The 20519-nt window shown below is 61.6% G+C and carries 15 protein-coding genes, 1 tRNA gene and 1 pseudogene; 7 read left to right on the top strand and 10 right to left on the bottom strand.

Annotated elements, in window-relative coordinates; all coding sequences use genetic code 11:
• Nucleotides 1-5 precede the first annotated feature (5 nt).
• Together EJ072_RS02735 and EJ072_RS02730 are read right to left on the bottom strand one after the other, a co-directional pair.
• Nucleotides 6-896, bottom strand: a complete 891-nt coding sequence (locus EJ072_RS02735; RefSeq protein ID WP_126078460.1) for a zincin-like metallopeptidase domain-containing protein — start codon at nt 894-896, stop codon at nt 6-8.
• A gap of 193 nt (nt 897-1089) precedes the next feature.
• The gene (locus tag EJ072_RS02730; protein ID WP_126078459.1) at nt 1090-2433 is read right to left on the bottom strand and encodes a hypothetical protein; all 1344 of its coding nucleotides are present in this window, start codon (nt 2431-2433) and stop codon (nt 1090-1092) included.
• A gap of 89 nt (nt 2434-2522) precedes the next feature.
• Here EJ072_RS02730 and EJ072_RS02725 point away from each other — a divergent pair, with 89 nt between their 5' ends.
• Together EJ072_RS02725 and EJ072_RS02720 are read left to right on the top strand one after the other, a co-directional pair.
• Complete coding sequence (locus EJ072_RS02725; protein ID WP_126078458.1) at nt 2523-2981, top strand: hypothetical protein; 459 nt, start codon at nt 2523-2525, stop codon at nt 2979-2981.
• 15 nt (nt 2982-2996) lie between these two features.
• Nucleotides 2997-5012, top strand: a complete 2016-nt coding sequence (locus EJ072_RS02720; RefSeq protein ID WP_126078457.1) for an AAA family ATPase — start codon at nt 2997-2999, stop codon at nt 5010-5012.
• 36 nt (nt 5013-5048) lie between these two features.
• On the opposite strand, the gene EJ072_RS02715 is transcribed toward EJ072_RS02720, so the two are convergent.
• The 6 genes from EJ072_RS02715 to EJ072_RS02690 form a co-directional block, all read right to left on the bottom strand.
• Nucleotides 5049-6848 carry a site-specific integrase gene (locus tag EJ072_RS02715; RefSeq protein WP_348639276.1) on the bottom strand — a complete coding sequence of 600 codons (1800 nt, stop codon included), beginning with the start codon at nt 6846-6848 and terminating at the stop codon, nt 5049-5051.
• A 113-nt stretch (nt 6849-6961) separates the two neighbouring features.
• Nucleotides 6962-7036 (bottom strand) — tRNA-Gln (locus tag EJ072_RS02710).
• Nucleotides 7037-7264: 228 nt separating this feature from the next.
• A complete protein-coding gene (locus EJ072_RS02705; RefSeq protein ID WP_126083473.1) occupies nt 7265-8209 on the bottom strand; it encodes a GDP-mannose 4,6-dehydratase in 945 nt (314 codons plus the stop codon).
• A gap of 87 nt (nt 8210-8296) precedes the next feature.
• Nucleotides 8297-9280: a GDP-mannose 4,6-dehydratase gene (gene gmd, locus EJ072_RS02700; protein ID WP_126078456.1), complete on the bottom strand. Its 984-nt coding sequence runs from the start codon at nt 9278-9280 to the stop codon at nt 8297-8299.
• Nucleotides 9281-9376: 96 nt separating this feature from the next.
• A complete protein-coding gene (locus tag EJ072_RS02695; RefSeq protein WP_126078455.1) occupies nt 9377-10804 on the bottom strand; it encodes a phosphomannomutase in 1428 nt (475 codons plus the stop codon).
• Between the two features lie 100 nt (nt 10805-10904).
• The gene (locus EJ072_RS02690; RefSeq protein ID WP_042641814.1) at nt 10905-11249 is read right to left on the bottom strand and encodes a VOC family protein; all 345 of its coding nucleotides are present in this window, start codon (nt 11247-11249) and stop codon (nt 10905-10907) included.
• Between the two features lie 214 nt (nt 11250-11463).
• Here EJ072_RS02690 and ppdK point away from each other — a divergent pair, with 214 nt between their 5' ends.
• The 4 genes from ppdK to EJ072_RS02670 all read left to right on the top strand — a co-directional run bounded on the left by ppdK (nt 11464) and on the right by EJ072_RS02670 (nt 17597).
• On the top strand, nt 11464-14148 hold the full coding sequence (ppdK, locus tag EJ072_RS02685) for a pyruvate, phosphate dikinase (protein ID WP_126078454.1): 2685 nt from the start codon (nt 11464-11466) through the stop codon (nt 14146-14148).
• A 141-nt stretch (nt 14149-14289) separates the two neighbouring features.
• Entirely contained in the window at nt 14290-15393 is a 1104-nt protein-coding gene (locus tag EJ072_RS02680) for a glycosyltransferase family 9 protein (protein WP_126078453.1), read from the top strand.
• A 211-nt stretch (nt 15394-15604) separates the two neighbouring features.
• Complete coding sequence (locus EJ072_RS02675) at nt 15605-16708, top strand: glycosyltransferase family 9 protein (RefSeq protein WP_126078452.1); 1104 nt, start codon at nt 15605-15607, stop codon at nt 16706-16708.
• A gap of 145 nt (nt 16709-16853) precedes the next feature.
• The gene (locus tag EJ072_RS02670) at nt 16854-17597 is read left to right on the top strand and encodes a polysaccharide deacetylase family protein (RefSeq protein WP_126083472.1); all 744 of its coding nucleotides are present in this window, start codon (nt 16854-16856) and stop codon (nt 17595-17597) included.
• Nucleotides 17598-17735: 138 nt separating this feature from the next.
• Here the strand turns inward: EJ072_RS02670 and EJ072_RS02665 are convergent.
• Nucleotides 17736-18124 (bottom strand): annotated as a pseudogene (locus EJ072_RS02665) (DUF427 domain-containing protein).
• A gap of 203 nt (nt 18125-18327) precedes the next feature.
• The gene (locus EJ072_RS02660) at nt 18328-18684 is read right to left on the bottom strand and encodes a hypothetical protein (protein WP_126078451.1); all 357 of its coding nucleotides are present in this window, start codon (nt 18682-18684) and stop codon (nt 18328-18330) included.
• Nucleotides 18685-18875: 191 nt separating this feature from the next.
• Between EJ072_RS02660 and EJ072_RS02655 the strand changes: the two genes are divergently transcribed.
• Nucleotides 18876-20504, top strand: a complete 1629-nt coding sequence (locus tag EJ072_RS02655) for a fatty-acid--CoA ligase (RefSeq protein ID WP_126078450.1) — start codon at nt 18876-18878, stop codon at nt 20502-20504.
• The last annotated feature ends 15 nt before the right edge of the window (nt 20505-20519 follow it).

Genomic DNA, 20519 nt, shown 5'->3' with positions numbered 1-20519 from the left:
TGCTGCTAACGCGAAGCGATCGCGGACACGCCGGTCCGTTGGGACGTGATGTCGAAAAGCCAGTCAGTTGCGCGTGAAGCTTGTGTGGCGGCAGTGAAGATCGCGCGCGGATCTTTTTGGAGGAGCGGCAGCCAGCTCGCGACGTAGCGCGCATGGTTGGGATGAGGCGTATTGGCCAAGCCAAGCCCAGCGAGTAGGAACGCCGAGCCGATTTCGGCGACGAGCTCCTCGGCGGCATAACCCAATTCGCCGTATCGAGCGGAGAGATCGCGCGATAGTCTGGACTTGGCGCCGGTCCAGTGCAAAAGCTCGTGGCCTACCGTTGCCGTATAGCCTTCTGGGGTCTTGAAGCAGTTTAGGGGCGGTAGGTGAATTTCGTCCCGAACCGGGCAGTAGAACGCTTCGTTGCCGCCAAAGCGTAGGGCGGCGCCCGTTGCCGCCATAAACTCATCAAAGGTGTCGGTCGACAAGGTTACGGGTGGGTTCGGGGAAGGCTCGCGAGTTAGCCCGTCAACTTGGTCAGCGTTGAAGACAACAGATGTCCGCATGATGTAGCGGCGATGCGTCTGCGCGGACTGATCGCGGCTCTCGGCTCTGTCTTTCGAGTTATCCGCGTCGCGGAAGAAGTGAACGAAACTGCCCTTTTCCCCACGTCGAACCTGAGCGCCGAGCGCCTGCCATTGGCGGTAGGTAGCCCAACGTGCGTCGGCAAAGCCGAACCGTCGGGCGGCGCACCAAAGGCCGAGGATGTTGATCCCGCGATATTTGAAGCCGGTCTTTCCGTTTTTCGGAAGCCCGCCCGTGCGGTGCCAGGGACAGGTCCATTCTTCGGGATTGGCGCCGTCGATCTGCGCCAACAGCGTCTCGGTGACGCGTTGATAAATGCTTCTGGCCATAAGGCGAACCTCCGACTTTCGACCGTCGGAGGTTCGCCTTAAAGGTCTCGGGCTTTACAGCCCGAAACCGGGTCTAGATTCTGCTATTTGCAAAAAAACTAAATAAAATCAATTACTTAGAAATTTTGACCTCAGGATCACCATTAGAAAAGTGCATAAAAAGTTTCGAAAACGCGAGGCAATAAATTCGAAATCATCGCTTTCGAATTCGATCGTCCCTGCTGTCGAAATTGGAGAGGTAGGCCTCGAACGCGTCTTCAGGGCATGAAAACCTCATCCCATGCGCACAATGTGCAAGAGTAATGCCCTTCGAGGCGCCTCTGGTGGGCGCGAAAATCTCAGCAAAGACCCTCGAGAACGAGGTGAGGTCGATCGCGCCCCATTCCGAGTTCTCGGTCTGACTATCCGGCATCGCGGGTAAGGCGACCCAATCGTGCACCACTGGTCCCCTTGTCACGTTGAACCTCAAGGAACCCTCCTCAAGCCTTACATGGGCGATGTGATACTTCTCAGGCGCAACGCCCTGGCGCCGGGCCCGCACCCTCCAATGTTCCATCAAGGTCTCGGCCACCAGGTAGGTTTTCTTTAAGTCCTGGATGTCCCCAGTGACCACGCACTGTGCGGGAAATCGCTCACGCATGTCGCCGACGACAGGGACCTCAGCCTTGGCCGTCTTGATGGCCAATTCAAGGATGCCGTCAGTAACGATCACGGCCGAATCCGAGACGTACACCTTAGCGATCTTCATGTTCTGGATCGCCAGGCCAATTTTTTTGGATTCGCCGAGCGGCACGGGTATGGGGAGGGCGGATAGTTCAGGATTTCTAATAAGAACGACAGCTGTACGGCTGTAGCCGGTCGCGAGGCCGTTCTCGATTGAGATGCTGCAATCGGGCTTGCCAACCGTTGTCCGCGCGGTTCGGCACAATTTGATCGCTTTTGACATTGCAGATGTCGAGGCAATGTCGTGGGAGAACGACCGCGTGCCTTGGAGTAGGCTAGGTGCGTCGCTATCAAAGACGCTTAGCCGCAGATTAAGATTCTGAGCCACTCCGTGCCTGAACTCCTGCACCTCTAGAAAATCCTCCTCCTCGCCGCCGATCAGCGCAAAATTCAACTCGTCGCCCTTCTGACCACATTTGGCCAGGCGTACCAACTTCGACAGTTCGATGCCGAAAATGACGCCGCCGGGCCTCTCGGCCGGCAAAAATGTCTCCACGTGCAGATTGGCGCGGGCGGTAATCTCGGATGAGGAGGTCGAGATCCTCACCACTCCCTGGGTGACCTCGACCGTCGCAGCGAGAAATGTTTCAAACGTTTTGCCAGCCACTTTCGCAAGGGTCGCCGTGGTCATCAAAGCCTTCAGGGAAAGGGCGCTCACCGCGAACCCTGCCTTGATGTTCTCAACGCTTTTAAGATGAAACGGCGCCGAATTTCCGGCGGCAAGCACAAGCCCGCTCTCCGCAAGAGCACGCTCCTGCATCTCGTCTTCGAGCCGCTCGGCGTCGTCGGCTGATATGTCTTGGGAATCGTCCACGGTCTACTCCTGTTCGGTTGGAAAAAATGGCGTTATGTGTTGTAAGTCATCGCCAAGAAGGCTATGTATATGCCCAGGAGTGATTTTCAATGTCTCGATCTTTGCTGACCAGGGCGCAAAATTCCGCGGCGAGCAGCCTCACCAGGCGCAAGGTGTTCGACCTCGTCGTCGAGCACCGAGATGATCTTGTGGCGGCTGCCCGAGACGGTGTTGTCCCCGTATCAGTGATAAGCGGCCGTTTGCGCGAGGTTCTGGGTTCGGAGTTGGATAATCCCACCCTCCGGCAATATGTTGGTTTGTGCGTTGTCGCCGTCTTAGAAGACGCCGGATTCAGCGTGACAAGACCAAGGGTTCGGATTCCACAGGATCCGGTGTTCGGAGTAGGCGCGCTGTTCAGCCGCGAGAGCACTAAAGGCGGTAAGCCTGAGCCAACCCTTCTTCAGCGTTTCGTGGACGCCCTCTCGATGGAAGAGTTGAAGGAGGCCCAGACCCTGGTCCATGCTCGGCTGACGCTCTCCCCGGCGCGGCGTCCTAAGCAGCATTCATAGTGGCATGCCCGGCCGGTGGAGAAGCTTACCAGGAAGTATCGACCACAGATCTATTCCGAAGTGGTGGGGCAGGACGAAGCGATCCGCCACCTCCTTCCGCTCGTCCGTCGTCAAGAACCTCATCATTTTCTGTTTTCCGGCGGGAGCGGGACAGGCAAGACCTCGTTGGCACTGATGACGGCGCGTGCCTATCGCTGTGAAGGCGACGGCGGGTCGGCGCTACCCTGCTTGGAGTGCGCATCGTGCAAGACCACCGGAAAATGGCAAGGGGTCGAGCAATATTCGGCGTCGGGGTTGTCGATGCCGGAACTGGACGAAATCATCGAGCACGCGCCCGTTGGTGGCTGGGGCAGGATCAAGTTTGTCTTCATCGATGAAGCGCATGCGCTCAGGGAGGACAAGCAAGACCGGCTACTCACCGTCCTGGAAAAGGTCGGCTCCTGCAGCTTCATGCTTGCTACTGATAGACCTGAGAAACTGGCTGGGCGCCTCCTTGATCGGGTCAAACACATCCAGCTTCGTCCGCTTGATGCCGAAGCCGGCATCCGGCATCTACGAGGTGTCTGTGCGAAGGAAGGGCTTAAGTACGACGATGAGGCGCTCAGTCTGCTGGCGGACTTATCCGACGGCAGTGCCCGCAAACAGCTTCAGGCGCTGGACGATGTAGCCTGCGTCGGCGAGCGGATAACTGCATCCCTCGTCAGGGCCACCTTAAATCTTGATCGGCTAAAGGCTTATGTCCCGGTTCTCGAGTCATTGCTCGATGGAGACCTCGCAAAAGCATTCGCCGAATTGAACGGCTTCTATGAGACGGCCGCTACCCAGGCCGAGGCCCTGCGAGATCTCGTCGTACAGATCTACGAAAACGTCGAATTGCGCCTTGCGCGCCCGAGGCTCGGGATCGTTGGCGTTGCTCGCGCCACTCGCGCCTCGATCGCCGACGCAATTAAAGGGATCGCTGACAAGAAAGGCGTCGAGGCAGCCCATATCTATTACCACCTTTCGACCCAGTTGGAAGCGGAGGGATCTGCAAGAATAACGGACAGCTGGCTGAGGAGTCGGTTGATCGGTCTCAAGACCTTTCTGCATTCGGCGCCGCCGGTACAACAACCTCGGCAGGCTCCTTCAAGACTGCCCGGTCGCGCTTTAAAGCGAGCGCAGAGCCGATGGTCCGCTGACGAGAAGGCATACCTTCCAAAGCGCAAGATTGTTTCGATTTTGGATGCCGCATCCTTCCTCGCGCAGACACAACGAAGGCTGTTGAATTTTAGGCTCGTTTTCTTCCACGACGAGCTTCAGCTCGATCAGACACAAGGCGCTGATCTCGTCGCCGCATGCCTGCACGAACTCGGAATGAGGATAAAAAGTTGGACCCGGGGCAGGGACGCCCTGCACTACATTTACCTCCATCAGGTCAGTGGCAAGCTTGGCTTCACCAGCACGGTAGCGGGCAACATCTCCGAAGATTTCACTCATGAGGTAGGCGAATGGCTCGAGGGTTTCTTCCGCAAGTCTTCGCACTTTAGAGCCGCGCCGCACGCGGTGCGGTTGAAATTCCATCGCGTTGTCGACGCAGATGCGAAGGTTCGACAACATTGGCGCTTTCTGCGCGCCCTTTGCAGAAACCTCGATCCTGACGTGAAGGTAGACGCAGGTCGCGGGTCGGAAGTCATCCTGGATCTTCTCAAAATCAATGTGAGGCTACGAGAGCCTTTGGGCACTCTAGATGTCGCGCATCCCATAAGGATGTCGTCTTCACTATCCGCAACGGCAATGCGCAAGACGCCTCTGCCTGCTTTATCCGCGGCCCGCGATGGAGCCTGGGACCGCCTTCAGTCGGGATGGGAGCTGCTGGAGCACCTTGATCGAGTTCGCGAGTTGAAAAAGTTCGAGGCTGAGACGCGCCGTATAAACGAAGAGTTTGTCAACGACACCAATCTACGTGATCACGAACTTGAACGCCTTCGCCAAGGCATATCGACCGATCCGCATGACAGAGAGCGGACATGGCCGATATGGCGTACCAGATAGAGGTGGAGCGGCAAGTGGGCGGGGAGACCCACGCGGTCAACCATCGCTCCGTCCTGGAAGGGTCCGTCGCTGTTTTCTATACCTGAGTCGCGGGCGAACGAAGGCTTTCATACCCGGCTTAGCCTGCAGCAGGGATACGATGTCGAAGCCGATATCGATCGAATTGATGGCTGACTGCAGCTGTACCAATGCCGACGCCTTAACGTAGCGGCTCGTTTCGCCTGGCGTCGAATGCCCAGTCACATGGTCCAGCACGGCGCGTTCGATGCCCGCTTGGTGCATCGAGGTGCTAGCCGAATGGCGAAAGGAATGGAAATCCAGACCTTTGCGGTACACGCCGATGTCGCGGCGATACCGGGTAAACCACTTCGAGAAGGAATGCCCAAGGCGATTGTCTGCACCGCCTGGCTTCAAATTTGGGAATAGTCGCACCTGGCGGAATTTGCGGCACTGGTCCACATATTCCAGAAAGCCGAGCCTAATGAGCGTGGCGTGCAGAGGCACTTGCCGAGCCGCATTCGCATTCTTCAGCATCCGAGGCGGCTTATCGTTTATATCGAAGAAGGCGACGCCATCGGCTTCCTTGACATCTTCTATGTGCAACTGAGCGATCTCTTCCTGACGCATTCCTGAAAAAATCGCGATCAAGGGGAGCCAGTAGCGCTCGTCCTTGAGGACCAGCGACCCAGGCTCGGCGCGACGCAATTCGGACTTGCACCCAGTGTAGAGAGGAGACGAAAACAGGGTCTCCAATTCAGGTGCCGTCCATGCGTCCCGTTGCTCCGAGGCCTTCTTGGATGACCCGAATCGGAAGCCACTGAATATGTTCTGGCTGACTGTTCCAGCTGAAACAGCTGATCCCCAAAGCCCGCTCAGCGCGGAGAAATGTCTTTTGACAGTGCGCTGAGTGATTGGCTGAATGTCCCTCGTTTTGGCTTGCGACTCGGCAACCTTCAGGATCTCGTCGACCGATCGATTTCGATAGGCAGGCGCCTTCGAGTAGTCCCATGGGAGACGCTGGATCTTTTTGCGGAACTCGTCGGCATCTCCCCGAGTGTATTCCTGGAGCGGCTTATCGCCACAAACCTCAGCAAACAGACGGTATGTGGCCCGAGCCTGTCCGGCCGTTTGCTGATCCCAAATCTTGACCGCGACCTGGTCAGACCGAAACGCCTCGGCAATCTCTGAAAAAATCGGCCCGCCGCTTGCCGCCGGCGGAGAGGGGAGCGCCAAAGTGGCCGCGGCCTGGCTTGGCAGCACCGGCATGGCGCTCGCTCCGCCAAGGGCATCTTTAAGCAGTCTGTCGCGAGGGTCGTGATTGAAGTCACCGTCCTGGCGCGCCCTCAGCTCACTTATGATATCGATACTGGCTCGTAGGATCGCTTGACGGATTTGATTGTATTCGCCGGGACCGAGGTCGCCCTCGGCCAGCTTGCTACGCGCCATCACCACCTGAGCCGCCGGGTTGGCCTTCTCGAAATCATTCTTCCGCAGAGCGTCACGCTGCTCGGCGAGCGTATGATCGAGATAATCCGATCGCGCTTGATGGTCTTCCTCGGACCACGGTTGCTCCGGGAATAGCCGGCGATGGTCGTCAATCGTCAGGGTAAGCTGATAAAAGTCTTTCACCAGCCGGGCAATTTCATCGGATGAGAGCATGGAGGCGGCGGCCGCGAAAAGTCCTTCAGAATGTCTATAGAGCAAATCAGCGCGCATTCTGGCAGAGGCCACGGCATTTGTGGATAGGCTCCGGACCAGTTCAGAACGTCCAATCCGAGATCGCAGCGGCGAGGGTACGACTCGCCGGAAATGAAACACGCCATCTCGTCGAACCACGTTGAGCAGACGACGTCCCCGCCCTGATTTGTAGCAATCAATTGTAGCAAGGGGGTGTTCGGCGCCTCCCTTCGGTGAAGAAAGTGAGTCAGAACAATCTATTACGGGTTTGTTGGCTGGGGCGCCAGGATTCGAACCTGGGAATGTCGGTACCAAAAACCGATGCCTTACCGCTTGGCGACGCCCCAGCAGGCGGGGCATGCCCGCTTGCGCGCGGCCTTATAGGACGGGGCGAAGCAAAGCTCAATGCCGCAACATCAACTAAAAGCGGCTGCGATACGGGTCGCTATTGCTGCCAGTTCGTCGCTTGATCGCCAGCGGCTCATCCCGGGCCGCCCGCTGCCGCACGCCTGCTTCGCTCGCCTGGCCGACATCGGGGCAATCCTGCTTCCGCGAAGCCGACGACGCTGCTTTGCTCACGCCTGGGCCACACGTGCACGGCAATCCTGCAGGACCGCCGCAAGCGTCTCCTCGAAAGAATGCTCGGGCGCCCAGCCAAGCAGGGTCCGGGCGCGGGTCGCATCGCCGACGATGCATGGCAGGTCGCTTGGCCTCATCCGCAAAGGATCCTGCTCCACGACGATCTTGACGCTACTTTGCGCCAGCAGCAGATCCAGAATATCTGCCATCCGCCAGGAGAGGCCGGACGCAAGGTTGAAGATGGTGTTCGGCGCAAGCTTGTTGCTGTTCAAGACCGCGCGCGCATAGGCATTGGCAATGTCGCGCGCGTCCAGAAAATCGCGCCTGGCGTCGAGATTGCCGACGCGGATGAGCGGCGGAGCGAGGCCTGCTTCGATCCGCGCGATCTGCATGGCGAAGGCCGGCACTGCGAATGCCTCAGTCTGGCCCGGTCCCGTATGATTGAAGGGACGCATCCGAACGCATTTCAACCCCCGGTACGACAGCGCGCCGAGCGCGAGGTCGGCCGCGGCCTTGGTTGCGGCGTAGTCGTCGACCGGGGCAAGCAGCGTGCTTTCGTCGAGCGGTCGTCCGGTCTTCGCGCTTTCGCCATAGACCAGACCGGATCCGACATGGACGAGCCAGCAGTCCGGAGCCGTGTTGAGGATGGCATTGGCCACGTTGAGCGCGCCGTCCACGTGGATGCGCCACGTGTTTCGTGGATTCGCCTGGGCGGCATCGGGGGCCGCGACCGCCGCCAGGTGGATGACATGCGTTGGCCGATGACGGGCCATGGCCTCATGGACGGCGGCCGTATCCGTCACGTCCAGCTCTTCGACCTGGCCGAAAGCGGGGTGCGGGCCCCCATCCTTGGAGGTCGCGGCAATGACGACCTCAGGGCCGCAGATCTTGCGCAATGCCTCGCCGACATAGGGGCCGACGAAACCGTTGGCGCCGGTCATCAAAACGCGCATGCCGGCCTCACGAACCATGAAGCGTTGTCCGGATGCGGATGCGTGGCGGAACGCGGCGTCACAACGGCTTCCCTTTCAACGCCTGGCGGCTGCGTGGCGCGCGAGATCGGCGTCCACCATCTCGCGGATCATCTCTTCCAGGGAGATCGTCGCTTCCCATCCGAGCTTCGCCTTAGCCTTGGCCGGATTGCCGAGCAGGATCTCGACTTCCGCCGGCCTGAACAGGTCTGGATCGATGACAAGATGGTCGTTCATCTTCAACCCGACATGCTCGAAGGCGATCCTGCACATGTCGCGCACCGTCGTCGTCCTGCCGGTGGCGACCACATAGTCGTCGGGCTTTCCCTGCTGCAGCATCAGCCACATGGCGCGGACATAATCCCTGGAGTGGCCCCAGTCGCGCCTGGCGTCGACGTTGCCCAGGCGCAGCTCCCTCGCCAGCCCCATCTTGATGCGCGCGACGGAGTCCGTGACTTTGCGTGTCACGAATTCGATGCCGCGAAGCGGCGATTCGTGATTGAACAGGATGCCGCTCGAGGCATGCAGGCCGAAGCTCTCGCGATAATTGACGGTGATCCAATGGCCATAGGCCTTGGCCACCGCATAGGGCGAGCGGGGATGGAAAGGCGTGGTCTCCGACTGCATCGGCTCCTGGATAAGGCCGTACATCTCCGACGACGAAGCCTGATAGAAACGCGCCCCGGGCACTTCAAGACGCAGCGCCTCCAGCACATTGGTGACGCCGATGCCGGTGACGTTGCTCGTCAGGATAGGCTGCTGCCAGGACGATTTGACGAAAGACTGCGCGGCAAGGTTGTAGACCTCGTCAGGCCTTACGTCGCGCATGGTTCGGGTCAGGCCCGACAAGTCCGTGATGTCGCCATCCACGATCCGCACGTCGTCCTCGATGCCCAGCCATTTCAGCCGCATCGTATTGACGTCGGCCGTGCTCGACCGTCGCGCCAACCCGTGGACTTCATAGCCCTTCGAAAGCAGGAGCTGCGCCAGATAGGCGCCGTCCTGCCCGGTAATGCCGGTTATCAATGCTGCTTTTGTCATCAATGGTCCGGTGATCGGGCGAGATGCAGGGCGCAAATCCCCATCGTTGCTGAATTGGCCGCTCTACGCCTGCGGCAACCGCCGGCACCGCTGTCATTATACAGCCCCGGCCTGATCCGCCAGTGCGGTATCCCGGGCCCGTTCCAGCGCCATTTCCACGATTTCGCTTGCCCTTTCATGGCTGGCGGCCTCGGCATAGCAGCGAAATTCGGGAGCGTTGCCGGAAGGCCGCAGATGGATGATCTCGCCGCTGGTCATTCGCGCTCTCAGACCGTCGGTCTCGTCTACATCCGCCACCGTGCCGAAGGGCGCCAGGAACCGCTGCAACGCGTCGCGGTCGGCGAGCTTGCGCATCAAGCTGCGCGATGTCTCGACCGGGAAGTTCTCGAGCCGCTCGCTGGCGCAGACCGGAAGATTCCAGGTTTCACGCAGGTTGGAGAGCGTTTTGCCGGCCGATGCCACCGTGCCCAGCACCGCCAGGATGGGCAGGAACGAATCCCGCGTCGGCAGCGCCGACAATATTTTGCCATTCACCAGGCCGTCGGATCCCAGCAGAACCCCGCCATTGGCTTCGAAGCCGACGACGATGCCGCCCGCCGCCTGCCGCGCGGCGTCCATTCCCTCGATGACGAAAGGCGATCCGACCTTCGTTCTCTTGACGCTGAACCCGAACGCTTCGGCTATGCCCGAGTTGGAGGTGACCGGCGTCACCACGACATCGGCCTTGAGGAAGAGCGCCGTGGCCAGCCCGATCAGGTCGCCGCGGAACAATTCGCCATTTTCGTCGATGACAAGAGGGCGATCGGCATCGGCATCGGCCGAGACCACCGCGTCGAGTTTGAACTCGCGCACCCAGTCCCGCACCATCGCCAGCGTTTCCTGGCTGACGGCCTCGGTATCGACAGGCACGAAAGTATCTGTTTTGCCGACGACGATCACATCGGCGCCGAAGGATCGCAGGACCTCGACCAGCAGCTCCGCCGCAACGGTGCTGTGCTGGTAGACGCCGAGCCTCATTCCGGAAAGGGCGCCAGGGGGCAGAATTGCCTCCACACGGTCTCGAAAGGCCGCGAGCGCCTGTTCATGGCCGGCTTGCCTGTCCGCATAGGTCGGCGGCCAGGGATATTGATCGGACAGCTCCGCGACAGAAAGGGTGATCGCGGCCTCGTCCGCCTTGTCGATCTCGCCCTTCGGTCCATAGAACTTGATGCCGTTGCGGTCGGCGGGGATATGCGAGCCGGTCACCATCAGCGCCGCGGCGTTGTGCCGGCGGGCATAAAAGGCAAGCGCCGGTGTGGGGATCGGACCGCAATCGACCGGCTGGAAGCCGGATGCGGCCAGCGCCGCCATGCAGTCCTGTGCGATCGCCGGGCTGCTGTCGCGCAAGTCCCGGCCCACGAAGACCTTGCCTTGCTGATATCCAATCGCCCGCAAGCGCCGGGCGAAGCCCTCAGTGTAAAGTCCGCTTGGCCTTCCGGCCAAATCGGAAGCCAAACCCCGGACACCGCTTGACCCGAATTTCATCAGCCTGCTTTTGCTGTTAGAAGGTTGCCGCTGCTCATTTGAATGAGCCCCGCGGCCCACTGCCTGTCAACAGCAAAAAACCTCGAAACCCGCGTCCTTTCTAATGTCCCCACACCGCCAGTTCGTTGCCGGCCGGATCGGTGAAGTGGAACCGTCTGCCGCCGGGGAAGGAAAAGATCGGCTTGACGATGGTGCCCCCGGCGCTCTCGACCGCGTCCAGCGTCTCCTCGAGGTTTTCGGAGTAGAGCACGGGCAGCGGTTTGGCCGGCGCTTCCCCGGCATCGGCCTGGAAACCGCCATCGAGCCCTTCGGCGAAAGCGGAATAGGTCGGGCCGTAGTCGGTGAACGACCATGAAAAGGCGGCGCTGTAGAAGGATTTGACGCTGTCCAGCGTGCCACCTGTCGCCGGCAGTTCCAGATAGTCGAGTTTCCCGTTGAGTTTCATCACGCTACTCCACTATGTTCTCTTTATGTTCTATATCGCACCATGCCTCTCCGGCAAGTCTTTTTGACGCAGCTTTGCTTAATCGATTGTAGTGGCGGCGAGCGCTGCCGGTACCTTGCCTTTCGCACTGCAGCATCCTATCGCTCGGACCGGGGAAGCGGGGAACCGGGCCATGGTCCGGCTGTTTCTATCTTCCACGAACTGGAGGGCAAGCATGACCAAGTGGGTTTACACCTTCGGCGACGGCGCCGCCGAAGGCCGTGCCGGCGACCGCAATCTTCTCGGTGGCAAGGGTGCCAATCTGGCCGAGATGTGCAGTCTCGGCCTGCCCGTGCCGCCCGGTTTCACCATCACCACTGAAGTCTGCAACGCCTATTACGCCAACGGCCGGGCCTATCCCGATGGGCTCGAGGCGGATGTCGTCGCCGCTCTCGACCATATCGGCCGCATCACCGGCCGCCGCTTCGGCGATCCGTCGAAGCTGCTTCTGGTCTCCGTCCGCTCCGGCGCCCGGGCGTCAATGCCCGGCATGATGGACACCGTGCTCAATCTCGGCCTCAACGACGAGACGGTCGAGGCTTTGGCCGCCGATTCCGGCGATGCGCGCTTCGCCTATGACAGCTACCGCCGCTTCATCCAGATGTATTCCGACGTCGTCATGGGCCTCGATCACGAAGTGTTCGAGGAAATCCTCGAGGACCAGAAGGCCAGCCTCGGCCACGAGCTCGACACCGAGCTGACGGCCGCGGAATGGCAGGGCGTCATTTCGCTCTACAAGGCCAAGGTCGAGGAAGAGCTTGGCAAGCCGTTCCCGCAGGACCCGCACGAGCAGCTCTGGGGCGCGATCGGCGCCGTGTTCTCGAGCTGGATGAACAGCCGCGCCATCACCTATCGCCGCCTGCACGACATCCCGGAAAGCTGGGGCACGGCGGTCAACGTCCAGGCCATGGTGTTCGGCAATATGGGCGACACCTCCGCGACCGGCGTCGCCTTCACCCGCAATCCCTCGACCGGCGACAGGCAGCTCTATGGCGAGTTCCTGGTCAACGCCCAGGGCGAGGACGTGGTGGCCGGCATCCGCACGCCGCAGAACATCACCGAGGCGGCGCGTATTGCCGCCGGCTCCGACAAGCCGTCGCTTCAGAAGCTGATGCCCGACGCCTTCCAGGCCTTCGTCGACATCTCCGACCGACTGGAAAAGCATTACCGCGACATGCAGGACCTCGAATTCACCATCGAGCGCGGCAAGTTGTGGATGCTGCAGACCCGCTCCGGCAAGCGCACCGCCAAGGCGGCGCTGAAGATCGCCGTCGAGATGGCGAGGGACGGCCTGATCACCAAGGAGGAGGCGGTCGCCCGCATCGATCCGGCATCGCTCGACCAGCTCCTGCACCCGACCATCGATCCGAAGGCGGCGCGTGATGTCATCGGCATGGGCCTGCCGGCCTCGCCCGGCGCCGCCACGGGCGAAATCGTCTTCTCGTCCGCAGACGCCGAGGACGCCAGGGCTCAGGGACGCAAGGCGATCCTGGTGCGCATCGAGACCAGCCCGGAGGACATTCACGGCATGCATGCCGCCGAAGGCATCCTCACCACGCGTGGCGGCATGACCAGCCACGCCGCGGTGGTGGCGCGCGGCATGGGCAAGCCCTGCGTGTCGGGCGCCGGCTCGCTGCGCGTCGACTACAAGGCCGGCACGCTGGTCTCGATGGGCCAGACCTTCCGCAAGGGCGACGTCATCACCATCGATGGCGGCAACGGACAGGTACTGAAGGGCGCGGTCGCCATGCTGCAGCCGGAGCTTTCCGGCGATTTCGCCGCCATCATGGAATGGGCTGACGCCGCGCGCCGCATGAAGGTGCGCACCAATGCCGAAACGCCGCTCGACGCGCGCATGGCGCGCTCCTTCGGCGCCGAGGGCATCGGGCTTTGCCGCACCGAGCACATGTTCTTCGACGGCGACCGCATCGTCGCCATGCGCGAGATGATCCTGGCCGATACCGAAAAGGACAGGCGCTCAGCGCTCGATAAGCTGCTGCCGATGCAGCGCTCGGACTTCCTCGAGCTGTTCGAGATCATGGCCGGCCTGCCGGTGACGATCCGCCTGCTCGACCCGCCGCTGCATGAATTCCTGCCCAAGACCGAGGCCGAGCTTGCCGAGGTGGCGAGCGCCATGAATGTCTCGGCCGACAAGCTGCGGCAACGCACCGAGGCGTTGCACGAGTTCAATCCGATGCTCGGCCATCGCGGCTGCCGGCTCGCCGTCTCCTATCCGGAGATCGCCGAGATGCAAGCGCGCGCGATCTTCGAGGCGGCGGTCGAGGCCGGACGCAAGGCCGGCGCGCTGGTGGTGCCGGAAATCATGGTGCCGCTGGTGGGGCTGGTGAAGGAGCTGGAATACGTCAAGGCGCGCATCGACGCGGTGGCGCAAAGCGTCATGCAGGAGACCGGCACCAAGATCGATTATCTAACGGGCACGATGATCGAGCTGCCGCGCGCGGCGATCCGCGCTCATGTCATTGCCGAAGCCGCCGAATTCTTCTCCTTCGGCACCAATGACCTCACCCAGACGACCTTCGGCATCTCGCGCGACGACGCGGCGTCCTTCCTTGAAACCTACCGGCAAAAGGGCATCATCGAGCAGGATCCGTTTGTGTCGCTCGATGTCGATGGCGTCGGCGAACTGGTGCGGATCGCTGCTGAAAAGGGCAAGGCGACCCGGCCCGGCATCAAGCTTGGCATCTGCGGCGAGCATGGCGGCGATCCGGCTTCGATCCGCTTCTGCGAGGAGGTCGGGCTCGACTATGTATCGTGCTCGCCCTACCGTGTGCCGATCGCCAGGCTGGCGGCCGCGCAGGCGGCCGTGGCGGCGGCGAAAGGCGCCGCCAAACGCGCCTGAGACGTGCATTCCGGGGAGCGGCACCCCAAGGGACCTTACGGTTTTGTATGGAATGTCACGCGAACGTGCGCGTGACAGCCCTGAATCTCGACACCGTTTCGAGGGAGTTTCCGACACCGAACTTTTTGGTGTCAGAAACCCATGTTGCAGATTGCCCCCACTCCTTTCCGGTCGATCCTTGTCCTGCAGACCAAATTTATCGGCGACATCGTGCTTGCCTCGGCGCTGGCGAACAACCTGCAGCTCGCATGTCCGGGCGTCAGGATCGTGTTTCTCTGTGAAACGCATTTGGCCGGCTTCCTGACGGCCCACGGCATTGCCGCCGAGGCTATCCCCCTCAGCCGCGCCAGGATGCGTGGCATGCCGTTCGAGCGGGGACGCGAGCTCTTCCGCGTGGTGCGGGAATTGCGGCGGCGTCGCTTCGACATGACCATCGACATCACCGACTCGAAAACCTCGCGTCTTATTTCCGGGCTGGTCAATGCTCCGGTCCGGGTCGGCTATTCTCCGACGGAGCGGCCTCTGCGCTGGCATGAACGCCAGCCCGCCAATGTCAGGATGAAGCCCTTCGGATTTGGCAAGAAGCACTTTCTCTACCGCTATCTGTCTCCGTTGGAGGCGCTCGGCGTCGACCTGCGCGTAAAAGCCCCGGCCATTCGACCGCTGCCATTCGAGACGATCCGCGTCCTGGCTTTGCTGGCCCGGCACCACATCCTCCCAAACGCCTTTGTCGCGGTTCATGCCGGAGCAAGTTTCGCCGGGCGTCGCTGGCAGCCGGAGCGCTTTGCCGAGGCAATCGACAGGATTGCCGGCGAGACAGGCTTGCGCGTCGTCCTGGTCGGCGGCCCGGACGAAAACGAGGCGACCGACAGGATTGTGGCCGCGGCGAAGACGCCTGTCGTCAATCTGGCGGGCGCGCTGCGGCTGGAAACCCTGCTTGCGCTGCTCAGGCAGGCGCGGCTGTTTCTCGGCAACGAAAGTGGGCCGATGCATATGGCGGCCGCGGCCGGCACGCCGGTTGTCGGCCTGTTCGGCCTGACCAATCCGGTCCGCTGGGCGCCGGTCGGCGTGCCCAGCATCTCGTTGCGGCCATCCGTGCCCTGCGACTGCGTCGGCGGCGACCTGTGCAGCCGGACCGATCCGAGCAAGGCCTGCTGCGTCTGGCGCCTGGAGGTTGATCCGGTGGTCGAGGCGGTGCTGGAGCTCCTGGCGCGTACCGAGGCGGTCCTGGAAGCCGCGGTCTGACACGCGGGGAGATTCTCGTGCCGTCGTCGTCCGCATTGCAAACAGCGAAATCCGGAATTTCACTATTTCCATGACCGTGAAACGATCTGCCGGCACGTGCAAGTCACTCTGGCCCACGACCTTGTCGTCTTGTATATGAGGGCCACGTGAAACATGCGCGTGGCGGCCCCGGATGTCGACGTCTCAACTCAGTTCTGGTGCCCGGACACGGATGTTGCAGGGGCCCTTCGCAGGCGTCCGGTCGATCCTGATTCTGCAAACGAAATATATCGGCGATCTGGTTCTTGCCTCGACGCTGGCGAAGAATCTGAGGATCGCCTATCCGGAGGCCAGAATTGTCTTCCTGTGCGAGGCTCGCTTCGCAGGCTTCCTGACTGCTCACGGGATCGCAGATGAGACCGTAGCTTTCAAGCGCTCGAGCGCGCGTGGCACGGTAATGCAGCGCGGCCTGGAACTCTACCACGTATTGCGAAAGCTGCGTCGTTTGGCTTGCGATATGACCATCGACTTGACCGATTCAAAAACGACGCACTTCGTCGCCATGGCGCTCAACGCCAGGATCCGCGTTGGCTATTTCCCGACCGAGAGGCGATTGGGCCGGTTCGAGCGCCAATCCGCAAACGTCAGGGCCAAGCCCTTCGGCTATGGCGAGAGGCATTTCCTTTATCGCTATCTTTCTCCGCTGGAGGCGCTAGGGGAAGATCTGCGCGTGCGGGTTCCCTCGATCGAGCCGCTGCCATCGGAAACCGCGCGGGTCCTGACATTGCTGGACAGCTGCGGTCTTCGCCGCAAAGCCTTCCTGGTGGTGCATGCCGGAGCAAGCTTTCCGGGCCGCCGGTGGCAGCCCGAGCGTTTCGCCGCGGCCGTCGACACGATATCGAGCGAAACCGGTCTCTCCGTCGTCCTGGTCGGCGGACCCGACGAAGCCCAGGCGAACGACCACATCGTGGCCGCGGTCAAGGCGCCGGTCGTCAATCTGGTAGGTAAGCTATCGCTCGAAACGTTGATGGCGCTGCTCAAGGAGGCGCGGCTCTTCCTCGGCAACGAAAGCGGCCCAATGCATATGGCCGCCGCAGCAGGCACGCCGGTCGTCGGCCTGTACGGCCTCACCAACCCGGTTGCATGGGGTCCGGTTGGCGCACCCAGCATCTCGCTGCGGCCCCCAATGCCTTGCGAGTGTGTGGCCGCCGACATGTGCCACCGGACCAATCCAGCCAAGGCATTTTGCGTCTGGCGCCTGGAAGTGGACACGGTCGCCGAAGCAGTGCGCGAACTGCTGGCGCGGACGGACAGACCCATTAAAACCGCGGTGTAGACGAAAGCAATTTTTCGCGATTGCTCCTTTTGCGCTGTTGGACGTCCCCATTTTCGCCTAGATGCCGGTCTGTTGGGACGAGCGGAGGCAAGTTTTCTTTGGCGCGATGCGGCAACTGGCCGTGCGTGCCGGGTTGGAATGGATGATGGGTCTGCTTCGAAATTCTCTTTGCGTGCTCGCGCTGTCGCTCTTGGCGGCGTCGGCCGGCAATGCCGCAACGCTTCTCGAGCCGACGCTGCATCTGAAGACCCAAGCCCCGGAAGGGCGTGGGCGAGTCGCCCTGACGCTCGACGCTTGCGGGGGAAAGACCGACACAAGAATACTTTCGGCTCTTGTCGACAATCGCATACCGGCGACCATCTTCGTTACCGGCATCTGGCTCAAGCGCAATGCCGCGGCCGCCGAGATCATGCGAGCCCATCCTGATCTGTTCGAGCTGGAAAACCATGGCGGCCGCCACATTCCCGCGGTCGATACGCCGCGGAAGATTTACGGCATAAGCAGCGCCGGCAGCCCGGACGCCGTGCAGGCCGAGGTTGAATCCGGCGCCGCGGCGCTCGCCAGCGCGGGCGGACCGGCGCCCAAATGGTTTCGCGGCGCCACCGCGGAATACAGCCCATCGGCGATCGCCATGATCCGCAAGCTGGGCTTCAAGATCGCCGGCTTCTCGGTCAATGGCGACGGCGGCTCGCTGCTCGGCGCCAAGGAAACGGCACGCCGCATCGGCGCCGCCAAGGACGGCGACGTCATCATCGCCCACATCAACCAGCCGACGCATGCGGCCGGCGAGGGCGTGGTTCAGGGGCTGCTCGCCTTGAAGCAGAAAGGCATGACATTCGTGCGCCTGGACGATGCCGACGGTATAGGCAACGACGGCACCACCGATTGAGCGTGCGGTGCGGCGGCTGAATTTTGGCAGCCACATCCTTCCGAGATTGACGTGAACGCCCATCCCTCCGCCCTGGGATGACGACGCTTGGCCTTCGCCTGCCTCGGATCGCAGCGACGACCCAGCCCAATCGAAAACTCAGCCCGGTTCGGCTTCGACCGTTACCTTGCTCGTGTAGAACGCGCCGTGGTTGCGGATCTCGGTCATTTCGTCGATCGGATTTCATAAGCCCACATGGCGTTCGTGCCGGCTTCGCCGGCCGCCTGGACGCTCCAGTAGCTGGCATCGCCCTTGTAGGGGCAATGCGTCGAGTGCTCGGTGCCGGCGAGCTTGCTGAAGTCGATATCGTCGAACGGGATGTAGAAGGCCGCCGGGTAGGGTGGTTCTGAAAGCACCTTGGCCCGGGTGGATCTTGCGATGACGGTATCGCCGGCGCGCACGGTGACACTGCCGCGATAGGGTTCGACGGTGATCACCTTGTCGGGATTGCGCTGGAAGCCGGGGGCAGGGTTGGCGGGCTTGTCCATGAATGGTCTCCTGGAGCAATTCCAGCAAAAGTGCGAAGCGGTTTCCGTCCGGAATTGCGTCAAAACAAAGAGAACGGTTTGCCGTTTCCATGAAACGGTGAAACGTTCTCGCGGCAGACTTACATGTGTCGGGTGAGTGCGTCGCGCAAGCCCGCGCGGCGCGAGGCTCCATCACCATTCATTGAACGTCTGCTGGCCAGCCGTCAGGCGGCTGTCTTGAAGGCATCCATGAGGCCGGCATAGGCGGCGGCAATGCCGGCCACCGGATTGGTGCTTCTTGCCGCGGTTTCGACCTTGAGCGCGCCGCCGCTGGTCGGCAGCGTCAGCAGCAGGAACTGGCGGTTGCCCGCGTCGCCGATGCAGGCGGCGGCGACATGCTCGCCATTCTCGCCGTTTTCGACGCGCATCTTGAACAGCAGCGTCCCGCCGACGGCTTCAAGCGCGCCGCCGACGACTTCGGCAAATTCATCTTCGGAAACGGTTTTGATGTCCGGCGCCAGATCGTCCAGACTTTCGGCAAGCGTGCTTTCGAGGGCTTTTTCGTCGAGCTGCGCGTCCATGCGAACCACTCCATTCGCCAATCTCACCCAGCCCGTTAACGAAACTTAACGGCGAGGATGGCCGGATTATGGCGGTTTTCCCGGTTCTTCGATCCATCCACGGGCTTCGACTTATGGCGGCTGGACAATCCGCCGGTTCGTTCCACAATGTGCGGAACAAACGACGCGAATGCGCAAAGGGGAGGAAATAGATGCTCGGATTGATGCAGGAATGGCCGCTGCTTTGCCACAAGCTGATCGACCACGCCGAACGCCAGCACGGCAGCCGGGAGGTCGTGTCGCGTTCGATCGAAGGTCCGATCGTGCGCACTACCTTCGCCGAAATCCATCGCCGGTCGCTCAAGGCGGCGCAGCGGCTGGAGCGTGACGGCTTCGTGCTCGGCGATCGCATCGCGACCCTTGCCTGGAACACGACCCGCCATATCGAAGCCTGGTACGGCATCATGGGCATCGGCGCTATCTACCACACGCTCAATCCGAGGCTATTTCCCGAGCAGATCGCCTGGATCATGAACAATGCCGAGGACAAGGCGATCTTCGTCGACCTCACCTTCGTACCGCTCCTGGAAAAGATCGCCGGCGCGGTGAAATCGCTGCGCCGGGTGATCGTGCTGACCGACCAGGCACATATGCCGCAAACCTCTCTGGCCAATGCCGTCGCCTACGAGGAATGGCTGGCCGAGGCCGACGGCGATTTCGCCTGGAAGACGTTCGACGAGAACACCGCCGCCGGCATGTGCTACACCTCCGGAACGACGGGCGACCCGAAAGGTGTGCTTTACAGCCACCGCTCCAATGTCCTTCACGCCATGATCGCCGCCATGCCCGACGCGATGGGCCTGTCGACGCGCGATGTCGTCCTGCCTGTGGTGCCGATGTTTCACGCCAACGCCTGGGGCCTCGGCCAGAGCGGGCCGATGATCGGCACCAAGCTGGTGATGCCGGGCTGCAAGATGGACGGCGCCTCGATCTATGAACTGCTCGACACCGAAAAGGTGACGTTCAGCGCCGCGGTGCCCACCGTCTGGATGATGCTGCTGCAATATCTGGAAGAGACCGGCAAGAAGCTGCCCTATCTGAACAAGGTCGTGATCGGCGGGGCGTCCTGTCCGCGCGCCATCACCGCAAAGTTCCAGGATGATTACGATGTGCAGGTGGTGCATGCCTGGGGCATGACCGAGATGTCGCCGCTGGGGACGCTCTGCACGCTGAAGCCGCAATATCAGACGCTGACCGGCGAGGCGCGGCTGGATGTCCAGGGCAAGCAGGGTTTTCCGCCCTTCGGCGTCGAGATGAAAGTGACCGACGACGATAACAACGCGCTGCCCTGGGACGGCAAGACCTTCGGGCATCTCAAGGTGCGCGGTCCGGCGGTGGCCCGCGCCTATTATGGCGGCGCCGGCGCCGAGCAGTTCGATGCCGACGGCTGGTTCGACACGGGCGATGTCGCCCATATCGACGCCAGCGGCTACATGCAGATCACCGACCGCGCCAAGGATGTCATCAAGTCCGGCGGCGAATGGATATCGACCATCGACCTGGAGAATCTCGCCGTCGGCCACCCGGACGTGGCGGAGGCGGCGGCGATCGGCATCCCGCATTCGAAATGGGGCGAGCGGCCCTTGCTCGTTGTCGTGCGCAAGCCCGGTCGGGAGCCGAGCAAGGGCGACATCCTCACCTTCATGAGTGGCAAGGTGGCGAAATGGTGGATGCCCGACGACGTCGCCTTCGTCGGCGAAATTCCGCACACCGCTACCGGCAAGATCCAGAAGACCAGCCTGCGCGCCCAGTTCAAGGATTACCGCCTGCCGACGGATTGACGAAAATGTTCGATC

It is taken from the genome of Mesorhizobium sp. M2A.F.Ca.ET.046.03.2.1 (assembly GCF_003952425.1).
GTDB lineage: Bacteria > Pseudomonadota > Alphaproteobacteria > Rhizobiales > Rhizobiaceae > Mesorhizobium.
This window is presented reverse-complemented; position numbering and strand designations above follow the sequence as displayed.